Consider the following 18,010-nt stretch of genomic DNA (forward strand, 5'->3'; position numbering starts at 1 on the left):
CGCCGGTGACGGGATCCGCCGCGCGGTGAACCCCGCCGCCCGGCGAGCGAGGAGGGGTCATGCGCGTGGGGCTGTTCGTGACCTGCGTCAACGACACGCTTTACCCGCACACCGGCCGGGCGGCCATCACCCTCCTCGAACGGCTCGGCGTCCACGTGGACTTCCCCGCGGAGCAGAGCTGCTGCGGCCAGCCCCTGTTCAACTCCGGCTACCGGCACCGCACCGAGCCCCTCCTGCGCCGCTACGCCACCGCCTTCCGCGACCACGACTACATCGTCACCCCCTCCGGGTCCTGCGCGGCCATGGTCCGCGACAACTACCCGCGGATCGCCGCGAAGGCCGCTGCCGAGGGCCGGGATGCTGTGGTTCCCAGGGCCGTCACCGAGGCGGCCGCCAGGACCTACGAGCTGACGGAGTTCCTGATCGACATCCTCGGCGTGACCGACGTGGGCGCCTACTACCCGCACACCGTCACCTACCACCCCACCTGTCACGGGCTGCGGATGCTCGGCCTCGGCGACCGGCCGCGCCGGCTCCTGGAGCACGTCGAGGGCCTGGAGCTGCGGGAGCTCCCGGGAGCGGAGGAGTGCTGCGGTTTCGGCGGCACCTTCGCCGTCAAGAACCCGGCCGTCTCCGCCGCCATGGGCGCCGACAAGGCCCGCGCCGTCACCGCGACCGGAGCCGGCGCCGTGTGCACGGTCGACAACTCCTGCCTCCTGCACCTCGGCGGGATCCTCGCCCGGGAGGGCTCGCCGGTCCGCCCCGTGCACATCGCCGAGATCCTGGCCGGGACCAAGGACGACCCGGCGCCCCCGCTGCCCGCACCCGGCACGACCCGCACGGCCCGCACGGGAGGCGCCCGGTGACCGGCACCTACCTGGGGATGCCCTCCTTCCCGCGCGCCGCCGAGACCTCGACGCGTGACGTCCGGCTCCGCGCCAACCTCCGCCGCGCCACCGGCACCATCCGTGCCAAGCGCGACCGGGCCGTCGCGGAACTGGACGACTGGGCGCGCCTGCGGGCTGCCGGAGCCGCGGTGAAGGACCGCACCCTGCGCCACCTCGACCACTACCTCGTCCAGCTCGAGGAGTCCGTGACCCGCGCGGGCGGCACGGTGCACTGGGCGGCCGACGCCGCCGAGGCCAACCGGATCGTCACCGGTCTGGTGCTGGCGACCGGCGAACGCGAGGTGGTCAAGGTCAAGTCGATGGCCACCCAGGAGACCGGTCTCAACGGCGCCCTCGCCGCGGCCGGCATCCGGGCGTACGAGACCGACCTCGCCGAGCTCATCGTGCAGCTCGGCGGCGACCTGCCCTCGCACATCCTGGTTCCGGCCATCCACCGCAACCGCTCGGAGATCCGCGACATCTTCCGCAGCCGCATGGCGGACTGGGGCCTCCCGGCGCCGGAGGGTCTGACCGACAGCCCCGCCGATCTTGCCGAGGCCGCGCGGCTGCACCTGCGCGAGAAGTTCCTGCGGGCGAAGGTGGCCGTCTCCGGGGCCAACTTCGCGGTGGCGGAGACCGGCACGCTCGTCGTGGTCGAGTCCGAGGGCAACGGCCGTATGTGCCTCACCCTCCCGGAGACCCTGATCTCGGTGGTCGGCATCGAGAAGGTCGTGCCCACCTGGCAGGACCTGGAGATCTTCCTCCAGCTGCTGCCGCGCTCGTCGACGGCGGAGCGCATGAACCCGTACACCTCGATGTGGACGGGCACCACCGACGGCGACGGCCCCCGCACCTTCCACCTGGTCCTCCTCGACAACGGCCGCACCGACACCCTCGCCGACACGATCGGCCGCCGGGCCTTGCGCTGTATCCGCTGCTCGGCCTGCCTGAACGTCTGCCCCGTGTACGAGCGGGCCGGGGGCCACGCGTACGGATCGCCGTACCCGGGACCCATCGGGGCCGTCCTCACCCCCCAGCTCCGCGGACTCGCCTCGCCCTTGGAGGAATCGCTCCCGTTCGCCTCCACCCTGTGCGGCGCCTGCTTCGAGGCGTGCCCGGTGGCCATCGACATCCCCGAGATCCTCGTCCATCTGCGGGAGAGGGTCGTGGAAGGCGGCCCGGTGACGGTCCGCGGCACCCGCACCGTCATCAAGCCCGCGAAGCGGCACGGCACCGAGCGCGCCGTGATGCGGGCCGCGAGCTGGGCGTTCGACCACCCGCGCGCGCTGCGCCGGGGCCAGCGGCTGCTGGCCCGCACCCGCGGTCTGCACCCCCGCCGGCTCCCCGGGCCGGGCCGCACCTGGTCCGACAGCCGCGACTTGCCGGACATCCCGCCCGAGTCGTTCCGCGACTGGTGGGACCGCACCCGGGGTGGCACCGGCCGGGCAGGAGGCACCTCTTGAGCGGCGATTCCAGCAGGAAACGGATCCTCGGCCGGGTGCGGCGGGCGCTGCGCGACGTGCCGGCGTCGGAGCAGCCGGCCGATCACCCCGTGGCGCGCGACTACGCGGAGAAGCACGGCGAGCGCTCGCACGCCGCGACCGTCGGCCTCCTCGCGGAGAACCTGGCGGACTACCGCGCCCTCGTCCACCGCACGAACGCGCCGGGGTTGCCCGCGCTCCTCACCCGTCTGCTTCTCGAACGAGGCGCCCGCCGGGTGGCCGTACCGGCAGGGCTTCCGGCCGGCTGGCTCGCCGCAGCACCTGCCGAACTCCTCGTCGACTCCCCCGCACTGACGTCGCATGAGCTCGATTCCGTCGACAGTGTCGTGACGGGCTGCGCCCTGGCGATCGCCGAGACCGGGACGGTCGTGCTCGACGCGGGCCCGGACCAGGGAAGCCGCCGGCTCACGCTCGTGCCGGACCACCACATCTGTGTGGTGCGGACCGGCGACCAGGTCGTGGACTCCGTTCCGCAGGCCGTCCGGCGGCTGTCCCCGGAACGGCCCCTGACCTGGATCTCGGGCCCGTCGGCGACGAGCGACATCGAGCTGGAGCGGGTCGAGGGCGTGCACGGGCCGCGCACCCTGGAAGTGGTCCTCGTGACGGGCGATCCGCGCGAGCTGTGAGCTGTTGTCCATGGGCGCGACACTAGGCCCGAAGCGATAGCCGATGCGCCGGACTGTCCACAACCCCGGTCATATGAACTGCCCGGCGGGAGGAGTCGAGTTGCAGCTGCTGCCCCTGCACGACATCACGGTCGTCGCCCTCGAACAGGCCGTGGCCGCCCCGTTCGCCACCCGCCAGCTCGCCGACCTCGGTGCGCGCGTGATCAAGGTCGAGAGGCCGGGACGCGGGGACTTCGCCCGCGACTACGACCGCAGGACCAAGGGGCTCTCCGCCTATTTCGTCTGGGTCAACCGCGGGAAGGAAAGCGTCGCCCTCGACCTCAAGGCCGAGGGGGACCGCGCCCTGCTCGACCGTCTCCTCGCCCGCGCCGACGTGTTCGTCCAGAACCTGGCCCCCGGCGCGGCAGGACGGCTGGGCCTCGGCAGCGACGCACTGCGCGCCCGCCACCCCCGGCTGATCACCTGCGACCTCTCGGGCTACGGCGCGGAGGGCCCGTACCGCGACAAGAAGGCCTACGACCTGCTGGTGCAGTGCGAGGCCGGGCTGGTCTCGCTCACCGGGGACGCCGGCGCCCCGGCCCGCCCCGGCATCTCCATAGCCGACATCGCGGGCGGCATGTACACCTACACAGGCATCCTCACCGCCCTCTACGAACGGGAGCGCACCGGAGAGGGCACGGCCCTGTCCGTCTCGCTCTTCGACGCGCTCGCGGAGTGGATGGGGCAGCCGTACTTCGCGGAGGCCTACGGCGGTGCTCCACTCACCCGCAGCGGAGCCCGCCACCCGTCCATCTCCCCGTACGGCCACTACCGCTGCGGCGACGGCGGGCAGGTCTTCCTGAGCGTGCAGAACGACCGGGAGTGGACAGCCTTGTGCGAGCGGGTGCTGCGGCGGCCCGGGCTGGTCCGCGACCCACGCTTCGCGGACAATCCGCTGCGCCGGTCCCACGACGACGAACTCACCGCCGCCATCGAGGAGCACTTCGCCCCGCACACCGCGGACGGGGTGGCCGCCCTGCTCGACGGTGCGGGGATCGCGAACGCCCGCCTGCGGACGGTGGCCGAGTTCACGGCCCATCCGCAGCTGGCGGCGCGCGACCGCTGGCGCGAGTTCGGCTCCCCCGCCGGTCCGCTGCGCGGGCTGCTCCCGCCGGTCGAAGTCAGAGGCCGGGAGGCGGCGATGCGGGCGGTGCCGGCGCTGGGGGAACACACGGACGCCGTCCGCGCCGAGTTCGCTGCACCGGGCGGCACTGCGGCGGCGGCCTCCGAGGCCGGGGAGGACCGGAGGCCGGCGGGCTAACCGGTCCGGTCGAGCGGGCGCTTCGCGGTCTCCGGGAGGATCACGTAGACGCACGCGGAGACGAGGCAGAGCCCGGCCACGTACCAGGGGAAGGCCCCCGGGTGGCCCGCGTCCTTGAACCAGGTGCCGAGGTAGGGGGCGGTGCCCCCGAACAGTGCCACGGTGAGCGAATAGGGAAAGCCGATCCCCGCGGCCCGCACCCGCGCGGGGAACACCTCGGCGTTCACGGCCGCGGCGATCGAGGTGTATCCGGTGAGCAGCACCATGCCCGCACACTGCACGAGCAGCAGCGACGCGAAGGAGCCGCCGATCGCGTGCAGCAGGGGGACGGCCAGGGCGGCGAACCCCACTGCGAAGCCGATCAGCAGGGGCTTGCGGCCCACGCGGTCCGACAGCAGTCCGCCGAGGGGCTGGAGCACGGCGAAGAAGGCCAGCGCGATCGTGCCGGCCGTGAGCGCGTCGCCCTTGCTGATGCCGGCGTTCATCTGCGCGTAGGTCGGCAGGTAGGTGGTCCAGGTGTAGTAGGCGAGCGTGCCGCCGGCGGTGATGCCGCAGATCAGCAGGGACTGGCGCGGGTGGCGGCGCAGCGCTTCGAGGACGGCCGGGCGCTCGGACGCCTTCCCGGGCACGTCGTGCGTCTCGTGCGCGCCCTGCCGGATCCAGAATCCGGCCAGGCTGATGAGAGCGCCGACGAGGAACGGCACGCGCCAGCCCCAGTGCCCCATCTGGCCTTCGGTGAGGAGGTGGGCGAGCAGGGCGGCCGTGCCCGAGGCGAGGAGCTGGCCGGCGGTGGTGGACACGTACTGGAAGCTGGAGAACAGCCCCCTGCGTCCCGGACCCGCGGATTCCACGAGGAACGTCGTGGACGCGGCGAACTCCCCTCCGACCGAGAGCCCCTGGATCAGCCGGGCGACCACGAGGACCACCGGGGCGAGGACGCCCGCGGCAGCGTAGGTGGGGGTGAGGGCGAGGAGCAGGCTCCCGGCGCCCATCAGCAGGATGGTGACCGTGAGGGCCGCCCGCCTGCCGCGCCGGTCGGCGACCGCGCCCATGAGCAGACCGCCTACCGGGCGCATGAAGAAACCGACCGCGAAGACGGCGAATGTGGAGAGCAGCGGTACGAGGGAGTCGCCGGAGCCCTTGGGGAAGATCTGGTCGGCGAAGTAGACCGCCAGGAAAGAGTAGGCGTACCAGTCGTACCACTCCGCGGCGTTGCCGATGGACGCCGCGGCGAGCTGGCGGACGGAGGAACGGGGTGGGGATGCGGGCTCGGATGGTTCACGGCCCGTCCCGCCGCGGGTGGCCATGCCGCCGTCGGCGGGTCCGGACAGTGGCTCGGATTGCGTCATGATCCATTGGATCCCCCCGGCGACAGTTCCGCACACCCGTACGAACTCCGTTCATGGAGCCTTCACAGAGCAGCCGCCGTGGACCGGCCTTCACACGTCGGCCGTCACGCGCCCCGCGTCCCGGCGCACGAGCGCCGCGTAGTGCCCGTCACGTGCGAGGAGTTCCTCGTGGGTGCCGCGCTCGGTGACCTGCCCGCCGTCGAGGACGACGATCTCGTCGGCGTTGCGGACGGTCGAAAGGCGGTGCGCGATGGTGATCGTCGTCCGGCCGGCGGAGAGGGCGTCAATGGCCTGCTGGACGGCATGTTCGGTGCGGGTGTCCAGGGCGCTGGTCGCCTCGTCGAGGATGAGGACGGGAGGGTCGCGCAGGATCGTACGGGCGATGGCCAGGCGCTGTTTCTCGCCGCCCGAGAAGCGGTACCCCCGCTCGCCGACGAGGGTGTCGTACCCGTCGGGGAGGGCGTCGATGTGGTCGTGGATCTGTGCGGCGCGGGCCGCCGATCTGATCTCCTCGTCCGTCGCGTCGGGCTTGGCGAAGCGGAGGTTGTCCGCGACGGAGGCGTGGAAGAGGTAGGTCTCCTGGGAGACCACTCCGACCGCCCTGGCCAGGGTGTCGAAGTCGAGGTCGCGGACGTCGACGCCGTCGATCAGGACGCGGCCGCCGGTGACGTCGTAGAGCCTGGGGACGAGATAGCTGAGGGTGCTCTTGCCGGAGCCGGTCGGCCCGACGACGGCGAGGCTGCCGCCGGCCGGCACGGCCAGGTCGATCCCGCTGAGCGTGGGGGCCGAGGGCTCGTGCGAGCCCGGCGTGTCGTAGGCGAAGGCGACGTCTTCGAACCGCACTTCGCCCCGCACCTCGCCCAGCCGGACCGGCTTCTCCGGCTCGGCGATGTCCACCGGCAGGTCGAGGTATTCGAAGATGCGCTGGAAGAGCGCCATGGAGGTCTGCATCTGCACGCCCGTGGACAGCAGGCTGACGGCGGGCCGGAACATGCCCTGTTGCAGGGAGACGAAGGCCACCAGGGTGCCGGTGGAGATGCCCGGGCCGCCTGTCCCCATGGCGATGCCCGCGGCCCAGTAGATGACGGCGGGCATGGCGGCCATGACGACGCCGATGGTCGACATGCGCCAGCGCCCGGCCATGTTCGCCCGCACTTCGAGGCCGACGAGGCGCTCGGACTCCTTGGTGAAGGACCGGGTCAGGGAGTCGGCGCGGCCCATCGTGCGGCCGAGCAGGATGCCGCTGACGGAGAGCGATTCGGTGACCATCGCGGCCATGACCGCCATCTGCTTCTGCCGCTGCGAGGTGATCTTCTTGCGCTCGCGGCCGACGCGGCGGCTGATCGCGACGAACACCGGCAGGAGGAGCAGCGAGACGAGGGTCAGCCGCCAGTCGAGGGCCAGCATCGCGACCGCCGTGGCGACGACGCTGGTGAGGTTGGAGACGAGCGAGGTGGCCGTGGAGGTGACGGTGGCCTGCATGCCACCGATGTCGTTGGCGATGCGGGACTGCACCTCGCCGGTGCGGGTCCGGGTGAAGAACGCCAGCGGCATGCGCTGGAGGCGGTCGTAGACGGCGGCGCGCAGGTCGTGCATGACGCGCTGGCCGACCGTCGTGGAGAGCAGGGTCTGGAGAACGCCGAAGACGCTGTTGACGACCGCGGCGGCGATCATGCCGAGCGCGAGGAGGGACAGCAGTCCCGTACGCCCTTGGGGGATCGCGGTGTCGAGGATCTCGCGCAGCATGAACGGCGAGGCGACGGAGACGAGCGAGGAGGCGGCGACGAGGAGGCCGACGAGGGCGAGCCGGCCGCGGTAGGGGCGGAAGAGCCGCAGGATGCGCCGTACCTGGGCGGGCTGCTCGGGGTCGGCGGGCGGTGGGGTCCATTGCTGTTCGTCGTGGTGCATGGGCTCCTGGATTTCGAAGGCGACAGTGCCGATTACCGAGCATAGCTCACTGTTACCTACGCTCACAATGGACATTGTCCTGGTAACCTTGCGATCATGACCGCCCCCGACCCGTCCGGACAGCTCGCCGAGCAGTTGCTGCGGCTCACCCGCAGGCTCCACCGGGCCCAGAAGCGCTATCTGGACCCGGTGGGGATCACGCCTGCCCAGTCCCGGCTGCTGCGCACGGTCGCGCACTGCGACCACCCGCCCCGGATGGCGGACCTGGCCCAGCGCCTGGAGGTCGTGCCGCGGGCCGTCACCACCCTCGTCGACGCCCTGGAGACCGGCGGCTCGGTGCGCCGGGTGCCCGACCCGTCCAATCGCCGGGTCATCCGGATCGAGCTGACCGACGAGGGCCGCAGGATCCTGCGGGAGCTCAGGGAAGCCCGGCGCGCGGCCGTGGAGGACGTCCTGGCGCCCCTCTCCACCGCACAGCGCGATCAGCTGGGAAGCCTCCTGGACGAGCTGATGGCGGGCCCGGGCCCCTCCCACTGATGCCCGGCCGGGCGGGCGCGGCCCCCGGAGAGAGCGCCTCGCGCCCGCCCGGCTCAGGACCGCCCGGACGGTCGGCAGGAGCGGACGGTCAGCAGGAGCGGCTGTCCTCCGTCAGTTCACCCTGGGCGGTGGCCAGGGTCCGGTCGTAGCAGGCACCCGGCCCGAGGAGGCGGTAGCGCTCGCGTGAGACGCCGGTCGCGTGCCGCTGCTCGCGGGGGACGTTCTGGTTGTACGCGGCGTCACCCGTGTAGGTGTCGTCGAGCCGCGACCAGCCGATCCTCTTCCCGGCGCGGAGCGTGACGCTGTCGGAGCGGTCTCCCATGGTCATCACGGTGCGCAGCCGGTCGCCGGAGCCGATGGTGATCTCGCCGTCCATGCTGTAGGCGCGGTGGGCACGGGTCGTGACGGCGGGCCCGCGGCCGGCCACGGTGACGTTCTCGTCGTCCGTCCAGCGGGCCCGGAGCCCGTCCTTCGATTCGCCGTCGGTCCAGCGGTGAGTGGAGGCGGCGGCGACATTGCGGGTCACCGTGGTCGCCACCCTGCCGTGCGAGGTGTCGACGTAGCCGGCGACCGTCAGGGAGTGCCCGCCGTCGGCCTTCAGGGTGTGCTCGGTGCCGGGCTCGTAGGCGACCGTGTTCGCGGGCGCGCCGGTCCTGTGTGCGGTAAGGGCGCCGGTGACGCGGTCGGCCTTGGCGTCCTGCCACACCAGAACGTTGGTGGGGGTGCTCCAGCCGCTCTGCCCCTCGGGCACTCCGGCCACCGAGACCGTGATCCGGTGCGGCTTGCCGTCGTTGAGCTGCCCGGCGAACGGCGTCAGGTCGTACTCCAGCGGCCGCACGTCGAAGGCGCGCGGCCCGGGGACGACGTACCACAGGAAGGGGTTGGACCAGCCGCCTGTCCATACCGTGGGGAAGGGCGCGGCGATGCCGGCGAGCTTGCCGTCCACGGACACCTGGACCTCGCGGTACGGGCCGTCCTTGGCCTTGCAGGAGTACGGTGCGGCGTCCGGCACGGTCAGGTACCAGAACTCCTCGCAGCCGCCGCCCGAGCCCGTGGCGTACACCTCCGCGACGATCCGCTCGCTGTTGCGCGGCGCGGTGAGCATGCCTTCGTAGGACGTGCCGGCGTTGTGCGCGCTGTCGAGAGTGAGGACTTTGTCGGGCGTCTGTGCCGGCCCGGTCCGTCCCTCGGCGGCGTAGAAGGTCAGCGTCGCCTTGACCTTGATGACTCCGGTGTAGGTCTCGTTCACCAGGTTGCCGATGAGCATCTCTACGGGCTGCCGGTCCCGGAACGTGGCGGAGTAGCGGGTGACGTCCTTTTCCACATGCCAGGTGATGCCTTCGGGCGAGGGCTCCGGGGTGGAGGTGCGCAGCACTTCCACCCCGCCGACCTGGAGGTAGCCGAGGCGGTCGTACTGCCGTCCGGCAACGGCTCCGTCGAGCCGCAGGACAACCTTGTTCCAGCGGTCGCCGCAGCCCTTGGGGGGCAGGTACGTGCTCTTGTAGGGCGTGTAGTCGCGGAATTCGGTGTCGGCGAGCGTCACCGTGCAGGACTTGGTGTCCGGTACGGCGACGGGCGGCCCGGCAGTGACCGGGTCGTGCCAGTCGGTGCCGAACTCGGTCGGCGGGCCGGCGGCCAGGGCGGGGCTCACGCCCAGCGCCAGGCCGGCGGCCGCGGCACACACTGCGAGGAACAGTCGTCTCATGGGGCAGGAGTGAAGCGCCTCGCACTGTAGTGCGCCAGGGCCCCTTTTGGCCTGACTCGGCATCAGTGCGCGAAAACCAGTTGAATGCGGCACTCCAGTGGCGCGAACCTTTCACAACTCCTGCCGGCCCGCCCACCCCCTTGGGATGTCATGCAGATTCGCGACCTTCCGTACTCCGATCCCGGCCGGCCCGACACGAGGTCGGGACCGCGTCTCCTGCTCTGGCTCGGACGGAACCAACTGGCGGGCCAGGCCCGGGCCCTGGTGTGGGGCGTGGTGCACATGGCCGCCGTGGCCGCGCTGCCGGTGGCCCTCGGCATCGCCGTGCAGGCCGTGATCGACCGCTCGGGCGCCCGGCTGGCCGTGGCGGGCGGACTGATGGTGCTGCTGGGCGTGCTCATAGCGCTGGGCGACACGATGCTGCACCGCACGGCGATCACCAACTGGATCACTGCGGCCGCCCGGTTGCAGCAGCTTCTGGCCCGTAAGACGGCCGAGTTGGGCGCCACCCTGACCCGCCAGGTCGCCGCCGGGGAAGTCGTGGCGGTATCGACGGCCGATGTCGAGAAGATCGGCTGGTTCGTGGAGGCCCTCTCGCGCTTCGCCTCCGCGCTGTTCACCACGCTCGCCGTGTGCGCGGCCCTCGTGGTCTACCAGCCCGCCCTGGGCACGCTGATCGCGCTGGCGGTGCCCGCGCTGGTCCTGGCCGTGCTCCCCCTGCTGCCGCCGGCGACGAAGCGGGCGGACGAGCAGCGCGAGAAGGCGGGTTACGCCACGGAGCTGGCCTCCGACACCGTGGCCGGACTGCGCGTGCTGCGCGGCATCGGCGGCGAGGAGCTGTTCCTGGACCGCTACCGGCGCGCCTCCCAGGAGGTGCGCCGGGCAGCCGTGCGCAGCGCCCGGATGTGGGCGCTGATCGCGGCGGTCCAGGTGCTGCTGCCGGGGCTGCTGCTGATCGCGGTGGTCGGCTACGGGGCCGGGCTGGTGGAGGACGGCAGGGTCGGCATCGGTGAACTGGTCACCGTCTACGGCGTGGTCACGTTCCTCCTCTTCCCTCTGCGGGTGTTCGAAGAGATCGCCATGGCGTACTCCTTCTCCCGTCCGTCGGCGGCGCGCGCGGCGCGCGTGCTGTCCTTGGCCCGCACGGCCGGCTCAGCCGACTCAGCTCGTACAGCCGGCTCGGCCCGTACAGCCCCGGGCGAAGGGCCCGCAGCCGCACCGGCCGGGGATCTGTACGACCCGGCGAGCGGCCTGTCGGCCCCGGCCGGGCTGCTGACCGCGGTGGTGTGCGGTGACCCCGATGTGGCGGGCCGGCTGGCCGACCGGCTGGGCGGGCATGCCTCGGCCGGCCCCGAAGGGGTGTCGTCGGCACTGCTGGGCGGCGTCGCACTGGACGAGCTGCCGTTGGAGGCGGCCCGTACCGCGGTGCTCGTCCAGGACAAGGACCCGGTGCTGCTGTCGGGGACGCTCGCCGAGCTGCTGGACGTGCCCGCCTCGGGCGCCGTGGCGGCCGAGGCCGCGCTGGCCGCGGCGCAGTGCGGCGATGTGCTGACCGCCCTGGCGCAGGCTTCTCCGGACGCCTCAGGCGACCCGATGCGAGCCCGGATCACCGAGCGGGGCCGCTCGCTGTCGGGAGGGCAGCGGCAGCGGCTGGCGCTGGCCCGGTCGCTGGTGACCGACCCGCAGGTGCTGGTGCTCGACGAGCCGACGTCCGCGGTCGACTCGCACACGGAGGCGCGGATCGCCGACGGGCTGCGGGCGCTGCGGCAGAGCCGTACGACGGTGGTGTTCTCCTCCAGCCCGCTGCTGCTCGACCGTGCGGACCGCGTGGTGTTCGTGCAGGAGAGCCGGGCCGTGGCGGTGGGCACGCACCGCGGGCTGCTGCACGACGACCCGGCGTACCGCGCCGTGGTCACCCGGGAGACGGACGCCGTGACGGCGCAGGCCCGGCCGAGGGACGCGGAGCTCTCCGGGCTCGGCGGGAGCGAACAGATCGAGGAGTCGGCATGATCGGTGTGGCACCCCCCGCGCACGACCCCGCGGCCCCGGAGTCGGCGACGACCCTCCCGGTGGCCGGGCCCGCGACCGTACGGGCCTACGTGCGCGAGCTGCTCCGCAGACACCGCAGGGCGTTCGTGCTGCTGGTGACGGTGAACGCCGTCGCCGTGACCGCTTCCATGACCGGCCCCTACCTGCTGGGCGGGATGGTCGAGGACCTGTCGGCCGGGGCGGCGGAGGTCCATCTGGGGCGCACGCTCTCGCTGTTCGCCGTCGCTCTGGCCGTGCAGGCCGTGTTCGTGCACATGGTGCGGCTGCGCGGGTCGGTGCTCGGCGAGGAGATCCTGGCGGACCTGCGCGAGGACTTCCTGGTGCGGTCGGTGGGGCTGCCGCCGGGCGTCCTGGAACGGGCCGGCACCGGTGACCTGCTGTCGCGGATCACGACCGACATCGACCGGCTGGCGAACGCCATGCGCGAGGCCGTGCCCCAGCTGGCGATCGGCTTCGTCTGGGCGGCGCTGCTGCTGGGAGCGCTGGCGGTGACGGCGCCGCCGCTCGCGCTGTGCGTGCTGGTCGCCGTACCGGTGCTCGTCATCGGCTGCCGCTGGTACTTCCGCCGGGCACCCGGCGCCTACCGTTCGGAGGCCGCGGGGTACGCGGCCGTGGCGGCGTCGCTCACCGAGACCGTCGATGCCGGGCGGACCGTCGAAGCGCACCGCCTGGGCGAGCGCCGCGTGGCGCTGTCCGACCGGCGGGTCGCCGAGTGGACCCAATGGGAGCGGTACACGCTATGGCTGCGGTCGGTCCTCTTCCCGGTGATCAACGCGACCCACTCGCTGGTCTTCGGCTCCGTGCTGATCATCGGCGGGGTCTTCGTGTTGCAGGGCTGGGTATCGGTGGGGCAGCTCACGACGGGCGCGCTCTTCGCGCAGATGCTCGTCGAGCCCGTCGGCCTGATCCTGCGCTGGTACGACGAGCTCCAGATCGCGCAGGTGTCGCTCGCCCGGCTGGTGGGGGTGCGCGAGATCGGGACGGGCGGCGCGGACGACGGCACGGACCCGAAGGGCCGGGAGGTGCGGGCCGACGAGGTGCGGTTCGGCTACCTGGCGGGCAACGACGTGCTGCACGGCGTCTCCCTGAAGGTCCGGCCGGGGAGCCGGGTGGCGCTGGTCGGGCCGTCCGGCGCGGGGAAGTCGACGCTGGGCCGGCTGCTGGCCGGCGTCTACGCGCCGCGCTCGGGCGCGGTGACGCTGGGCGGCGCGGAGCTCGCGCGGATGCCCGCGGAGCGGGTGCGCCGCCACGTGGCCCTGGTCAATCAGGAGCACCACGTCTTCGTGGGGTCACTGCGCGACAACCTGCTCCTCGCCCGGACGGACGCCGGGGACGGCGAGCTGTGGGCCGCCCTCGGCGCCGTGGACGCCGACGGCTGGGCGCGGGCGCTCGCGGACGGCCTGGACACGGCGGTGGGCTCGGGCGGGCTCGCGCTCACCCCGGCACAAGCCCAGCAGGTCGCGTTGGCGCGGCTCGTGCTCGCCGATCCGCACACGCTGGTGCTGGACGAGGCGACTTCGCTGCTGGACCCGCGTGCGGCCCGGCACCTGGAGCGTTCGCTGGCGACGGTCCTGGAGGGCCGTACGGTGGTGGCCATCGCGCACCGGCTGCATACCGCCCATGACGCGGACGTGATCGCGGTGGCGGAGGACGGCCGGATCTCCGAGCTGGGCAGCCACGACGAGCTGGTCGCGGCGGGCGGTGCGTACGCGGCGCTGTGGCGCTCCTGGCACCGGTAGCCGCCCGTGCCGGGCGGGCCCGGGTGCCCCGGGTCAGATGAACTCCAGGGCCCCGAGCCCGCCCAGGCCGCCGAGCACGAGGAAGGCCGGCATGAGGACCTTGAGCTCCACCCAGCTGCCCGCCCGGAAGCGCATGGCCTTCGGCGGTCCGATCGGGTACCAGCGCTTGCGGCCGATGGGTATGGGCCACAGGATCGGGCAGCCGGAGACGGTCAGTGCGTCGCCGATGTCGTGGACGAGGGCGCCGAGGACGATCGGCAGGCCCAGCCACAGGTACTCCTGGCCGGGGCCGGAGAAGAGCCAGTCGGCGCCGTTGCCCGGCTCGTTCAGGACGCCGGCCAGTATCCAGGCGCTGGTGGCCCCGAGGAGCCACACCAGGACGTCGCTGGAAGTGCGGGCCGCGCGCCACAGGAGCCCTTCGACCGCGAGCACGAGGTGGACGAAGAGGATGCCGAGGACGGCCCAGCGCCCGCCCGTGACCGCCAGTGCCGAGGTGCCGGCGCCTATGAGGACGGCCCACAGCCAGGTGTGGGTGAGCGTGCGGTGGCCGCCGTTGCGGCGCGGGTCGCCGTGACCGCGGGTGGCCTTGTAGACGGAGTGCGACAGCTTGTCGATGACGCCGCACAGGACGCGGGACACCGGGCCGAAGGCGCGCGATATCGTCGCCGACTTGTGGTCGAGGTCCGGGGCGAGTGCCGCTCCGGCGCAGATCAGGGCGCCGACGACGAGCACCGGCCAGGGCATCGGCTCGCCGGCGGCCGCCATCGCCGATCCCACTCCCAGCCAGGCGGCCGCTCCCGAGAGCGAGTGCGCCGGTCCCATCATGGTCGTTCCCACTTCCTGTGCCTGACGGCGTGCGCTGTTCTGACGCCGGGTCGGCGACTCAGCGTAGCGTCCGGATGATCACCATTGGACCGGCCGGTTCCCTGATCCGGTCCGGGGCCAGGCAGTATGGAGGGGTGACCCTTATCGATCAGATGCCGAGCCATGCCGACCCCGATGCCCTTTTCGAAGCCTTCTCGACCTGGGCCGAGGAGCGGGGCATCTCGCTGTACCCCGCGCAGGAGGAGGCGCTGATCGAGGTGGTCTCCGGGGCGAACGTGATCCTTTCGACCCCCACCGGCTCCGGCAAGAGCCTCGTCGCGGCCGGCGCGCACTTCACCGCGCTCGCCAACGACCAGGTGACCTTCTACACCGCGCCCATCAAGGCGCTGGTGTCGGAGAAGTTCTTCGACCTGTGCAAGATGTTCGGCACGGAGAACGTCGGCATGCTCACGGGCGACGCCTCGGTCAACGCCGACGCGCCCATCATCTGCTGCACCGCCGAGGTGCTCGCCTCCATCGCGCTGCGGGACGGCAAGGACGCCGACATCGGCCAGGTCGTGATGGATGAGTTCCACTTCTATGCGGAGCCGGACCGGGGCTGGGCCTGGCAGATCCCGCTGCTGGAGCTGCCCCAGGCGCAGTTCATCCTGATGTCGGCCACTCTGGGCGATGTGTCCCGGTTCAAGGATGACCTGACCCGGCGCACGGGGCGCCCCACCGCCGTGGTCCGCTCGGCGACCCGGCCCGTGCCGCTCTCCTACGAGTACCGCTCGACGCCGCTCACCGACACCCTCACCGAGCTGCTCCAGACGCACCAGGCGCCCGTCTACATCGTGCACTTCACGCAGGCCGCGGCCGTGGAGCGGGCACAGGCGCTGATGAGCATCAACATGTGCTCGCGCGAGGAGAAGGACGAGATCGCCAAGCTGATCGGCAATTTCCGCTTCACCACCAAGTTCGGCCGGAACCTCTCGCGCTACGTCCGGCACGGCATCGGCGTGCACCATGCGGGCATGCTGCCCAAGTACCGCCGCCTGGTGGAGCGGCTGGCGCAGGCGGGTCTGCTGAAGGTCATCTGCGGTACGGACACCCTCGGCGTCGGCGTCAACGTGCCGATCCGCACGGTGCTGTTCACCGCACTCACCAAGTACGACGGCCAGCGGGTGCGGACGCTGCGGGCGCGGGAGTTCCACCAGATCGCGGGCCGCGCGGGGCGGGCCGGCTACGACACGGCCGGCTTCGTCGTCGCCCAGGCGCCGGAACACGTCGTCGAGAACGAGAAGGCGCTGGCGAAGGCCGGCGACGACCCCAAGAAGCGGCGCAAGGTGGTCCGCAAGAAGGCTCCCGAGGGCTTCGTCAACTGGGGCGAGAACACCTTCGAGAAGCTCATCGCCTCCGAGCCGGAGCAGCTGACCTCGCGCTTCCGCGTCACGCACGCGATGCTGCTGGCGGTCATCGCGCGCCCGGGCAACGCCTTCGACGCGATGCGCCGCCTGCTGGAGGACAACCACGAGCCGCGCCGGAACCAGCTGCGGCACATCCGCCGCGCCATCGCGATCTTCCGCTCCCTGCTCGACGGCGGCGTGGTCGAGCGGCTCGAGCAGCCCGACGCCGAGGGCCGGATCGTCCGCCTGACCGTGGACCTCCAGTCGGACTTCGCGCTCAACCAGCCGCTGTCCACGTTCGCGCTCGCCGCCTTCGAGCTCCTGGACCCGGAGTCCCCGTCCTACGCCCTGGACATGGTCTCGGTGGTCGAGTCCACGCTGGACGACCCGCGGCAGATCCTCGCGGCGCAGCAGAACAAGGCGCGCGGCGAGGCCGTCGCGGCGATGAAGGCGGACGGCGTCGAGTACGAGGACCGCATGGAGCGGCTCATGGACGTGACGTACCCCAAGCCGCTGGACGAGCTGCTGACCCACGCCTACGACCTCTACCGCAAGAGCCACCCCTGGGTCGGCGACCACCCGCTGTCGCCGAAGTCGGTCATCCGCGACATGTACGAGCGGGCCATGACCTTCACGGAGTTCACCTCCTTCTACGACCTGGCGCGGACCGAGGGCATCGTCCTGCGCTACCTGGCCAGTGCGTACAAGGCGCTGGACCACACCGTCCCCGACGACCTGAAGTCCGACGACTTCGAGGACCTGATCGCCTGGCTGGGCGAGATGGTGCGCCAGGTCGACTCCAGCCTGCTGGACGAGTGGGAGCAGCTGGCGAACCCCGAGGAGGAGTCGGCCGAGGAGGCCCAGGACCGCGCCGACCAGGTCAAGCCGGTCACGGCGAACGCCCGCGCCTTCCGGGTGCTGGTGCGCAACGCGCTCTTCCGCCGGGTCGAGCTGGCCGCCCTCGACAAGGTCGGCGAGCTCGGCGAGATGGACGCCGACGCCGGCTGGGACGAGGACCGCTGGGCCGAAGCCATGGACGCCTACTGGGACGAGTACGACGACCTGGGGACCGGTCCCGACGCGCGCGGCCCGAAGCTGCTGCGCATCGAGGAGAAGCCGGAGGACGGGCTGTGGCGGGTCCGGCAGACCTTCGCGGACCCCGGCGGCGACCACGACTGGGGCATCACGGCCGAGGTGGACCTCACCGCCTCCGACGAGGAGGGCCGCGCGGTGGTCCGCGTCGTGGACGTCGGTCAGCTGTAGCCTCCGAGGCGCGGCCCACGCGGCCCGCCCCGGCAGCGAAGGAGGCCCGATGACCACACCGACCGACCGTCTGGTGGGTCTGCTCGACCTGGAGCGGATCGACCTGAACATCTTCCGGGGCCGCAGTCCCGACGAGTCGCTGCAGCGCGTCTTCGGCGGGCAGGTGGCCGGGCAGGCGCTGGTCGCGGCCGGGCGGACCACCGATGGTGACCGCCCGGTCCACTCGCTGCACGCGTACTTCCTGCGCCCCGGGCGGCCGGGCGTGCCGATCGTGTACCAGGTGGAGCGGGTGCGCGACGGGCGCTCCTTCACCACGCGGCGCGTGGTCGCCGTCCAGCAGGGCCGGACGATCTTCAATCTCACCGCCTCCTTCCACGAGCCCGAACCGGGCTTCGAGCACCAAGTGGCCATGCCGGACGTGCCGGCGCCGGAGGAGCTGCCGCGGCTCGCCGACGAGATCCGCGAGCGCCTCGGCGAGCTGCCCAGCGCACTGCGGCACATGGAGCGCCGGCTGGCCTTCGACATCCGCTACGTGGACCGGCTGCGCTGGACGCCGCAGGAGCTGGCGGACGCCGAGCCCCGCAGCGCGGTGTGGATGCGCGCGCTGGGGCCGCTGGGCGACGACCCGCTCGTGCACACCTGCGCCCTCACGTACGCGAGCGACATGACGCTCCTCGACGCCGTACGCATCCCGGTGGAGCCGCTGTGGGGGCCGCGCGGCTTCGACATGGCCTCGCTGGACCACGCGATGTGGTTCCACCGGCCGTTCCTCGCCGACGAGTGGTTCCTCTACCAGCAGGAGTCACCCATCGCGACGGGCGCCCGAGGGCTGGCCCGCGGTCAGATCTTCGACCGCGAAGGCCGCCTGCTGGTGTCGGTAATGCAGGAGGGACTGTTCCGCAAGATCGGCTGAACACCGCCGGAGCCCCCCGCAG

At 72.3% G+C, this 18,010-nt stretch carries 13 protein-coding genes; 9 read left to right on the forward strand and 4 right to left on the reverse strand.

What is annotated here, in order from left to right; all coding sequences use genetic code 11:
* Positions 1 to 59 precede the first annotated feature (59 nt).
* The 4 genes from D7231_RS26195 (at position 60) to D7231_RS26210 (ending at position 4,315) form a co-directional block, all read left to right on the forward strand.
* Entirely contained in the window at positions 60 to 866 is an 807-nt protein-coding gene (locus D7231_RS26195) for a (Fe-S)-binding protein (RefSeq protein WP_120758009.1), read from the forward strand.
* On the forward strand, positions 863 to 2,350 hold the full coding sequence (locus D7231_RS26200; protein WP_120758010.1) for a lactate utilization protein B: 1,488 nt from the start codon (positions 863 to 865) through the stop codon (positions 2,348 to 2,350). The genes D7231_RS26195 and D7231_RS26200 overlap by 4 nt, the downstream gene beginning before the upstream one ends.
* Positions 2,347 to 3,015 (forward strand): LutC/YkgG family protein, encoded by a 669-nt coding sequence (locus tag D7231_RS26205; protein WP_120758011.1) that lies wholly within the window; start codon positions 2,347 to 2,349, stop codon positions 3,013 to 3,015. The genes D7231_RS26200 and D7231_RS26205 overlap by 4 nt, the downstream gene beginning before the upstream one ends.
* 73 nt (positions 3,016 to 3,088) lie before the next feature.
* A complete protein-coding gene (locus D7231_RS26210; protein ID WP_120758012.1) occupies positions 3,089 to 4,315 on the forward strand; it encodes a CaiB/BaiF CoA transferase family protein in 1,227 nt (408 codons plus the stop codon).
* Here D7231_RS26210 and D7231_RS26215 read toward each other — a convergent pair.
* Both D7231_RS26215 and D7231_RS26220 read right to left on the reverse strand, forming a co-directional pair.
* A complete protein-coding gene (locus D7231_RS26215; protein WP_120758131.1) occupies positions 4,312 to 5,622 on the reverse strand; it encodes an MFS transporter in 1,311 nt (436 codons plus the stop codon). The two genes, D7231_RS26210 and D7231_RS26215, sit on opposite strands and share 4 nt — an antisense overlap.
* Before the next feature lie 132 nt (positions 5,623 to 5,754).
* Positions 5,755 to 7,572 (reverse strand): ABC transporter ATP-binding protein, encoded by a 1,818-nt coding sequence (locus D7231_RS26220; protein ID WP_120758013.1) that lies wholly within the window; start codon positions 7,570 to 7,572, stop codon positions 5,755 to 5,757.
* Between the two features lie 96 nt (positions 7,573 to 7,668).
* Here D7231_RS26220 and D7231_RS26225 point away from each other — a divergent pair, with 96 nt between their 5' ends.
* On the forward strand, positions 7,669 to 8,109 hold the full coding sequence (locus D7231_RS26225; protein WP_120758014.1) for a MarR family winged helix-turn-helix transcriptional regulator: 441 nt from the start codon (positions 7,669 to 7,671) through the stop codon (positions 8,107 to 8,109).
* Positions 8,110 to 8,197: 88 nt separating this feature from the next.
* On the opposite strand, the gene D7231_RS26230 is transcribed toward D7231_RS26225, so the two are convergent.
* Positions 8,198 to 9,814: a peptide-N4-asparagine amidase gene (locus D7231_RS26230; protein ID WP_120758015.1), complete on the reverse strand. Its 1,617-nt coding sequence runs from the start codon at positions 9,812 to 9,814 to the stop codon at positions 8,198 to 8,200.
* Between the two features lie 150 nt (positions 9,815 to 9,964).
* Between D7231_RS26230 and D7231_RS26235 the strand changes: the two genes are divergently transcribed.
* Both D7231_RS26235 and D7231_RS26240 read left to right on the forward strand, forming a co-directional pair.
* A complete protein-coding gene (locus D7231_RS26235; RefSeq protein ID WP_120758016.1) occupies positions 9,965 to 11,824 on the forward strand; it encodes an ABC transporter transmembrane domain-containing protein in 1,860 nt (619 codons plus the stop codon).
* Positions 11,821 to 13,602 (forward strand): ABC transporter ATP-binding protein, encoded by a 1,782-nt coding sequence (locus D7231_RS26240; protein WP_120758017.1) that lies wholly within the window; start codon positions 11,821 to 11,823, stop codon positions 13,600 to 13,602. Before D7231_RS26235 ends, D7231_RS26240 begins: the two co-directional genes overlap by 4 nt.
* A gap of 33 nt (positions 13,603 to 13,635) precedes the next feature.
* On the opposite strand, the gene D7231_RS26245 is transcribed toward D7231_RS26240, so the two are convergent.
* Positions 13,636 to 14,427: a metal-dependent hydrolase gene (locus D7231_RS26245; protein WP_120758018.1), complete on the reverse strand. Its 792-nt coding sequence runs from the start codon at positions 14,425 to 14,427 to the stop codon at positions 13,636 to 13,638.
* Positions 14,428 to 14,561: 134 nt separating this feature from the next.
* Here D7231_RS26245 and D7231_RS26250 point away from each other — a divergent pair, with 134 nt between their 5' ends.
* Together D7231_RS26250 and D7231_RS26255 are read left to right on the forward strand one after the other, a co-directional pair.
* Complete coding sequence (locus tag D7231_RS26250; RefSeq protein ID WP_120758019.1) at positions 14,562 to 17,075, forward strand: DEAD/DEAH box helicase; 2,514 nt, start codon at positions 14,562 to 14,564, stop codon at positions 17,073 to 17,075.
* Between the two features lie 49 nt (positions 17,076 to 17,124).
* Positions 17,125 to 17,988 (forward strand): acyl-CoA thioesterase, encoded by an 864-nt coding sequence (locus tag D7231_RS26255; protein WP_120758020.1) that lies wholly within the window; start codon positions 17,125 to 17,127, stop codon positions 17,986 to 17,988.
* Positions 17,989 to 18,010: the final 22 nt, after the last annotated feature.

The organism is Streptomyces klenkii (assembly GCF_003626645.1).
GTDB classification, from domain to species: Bacteria; Actinomycetota; Actinomycetes; order Streptomycetales; family Streptomycetaceae; genus Streptomyces; species Streptomyces klenkii.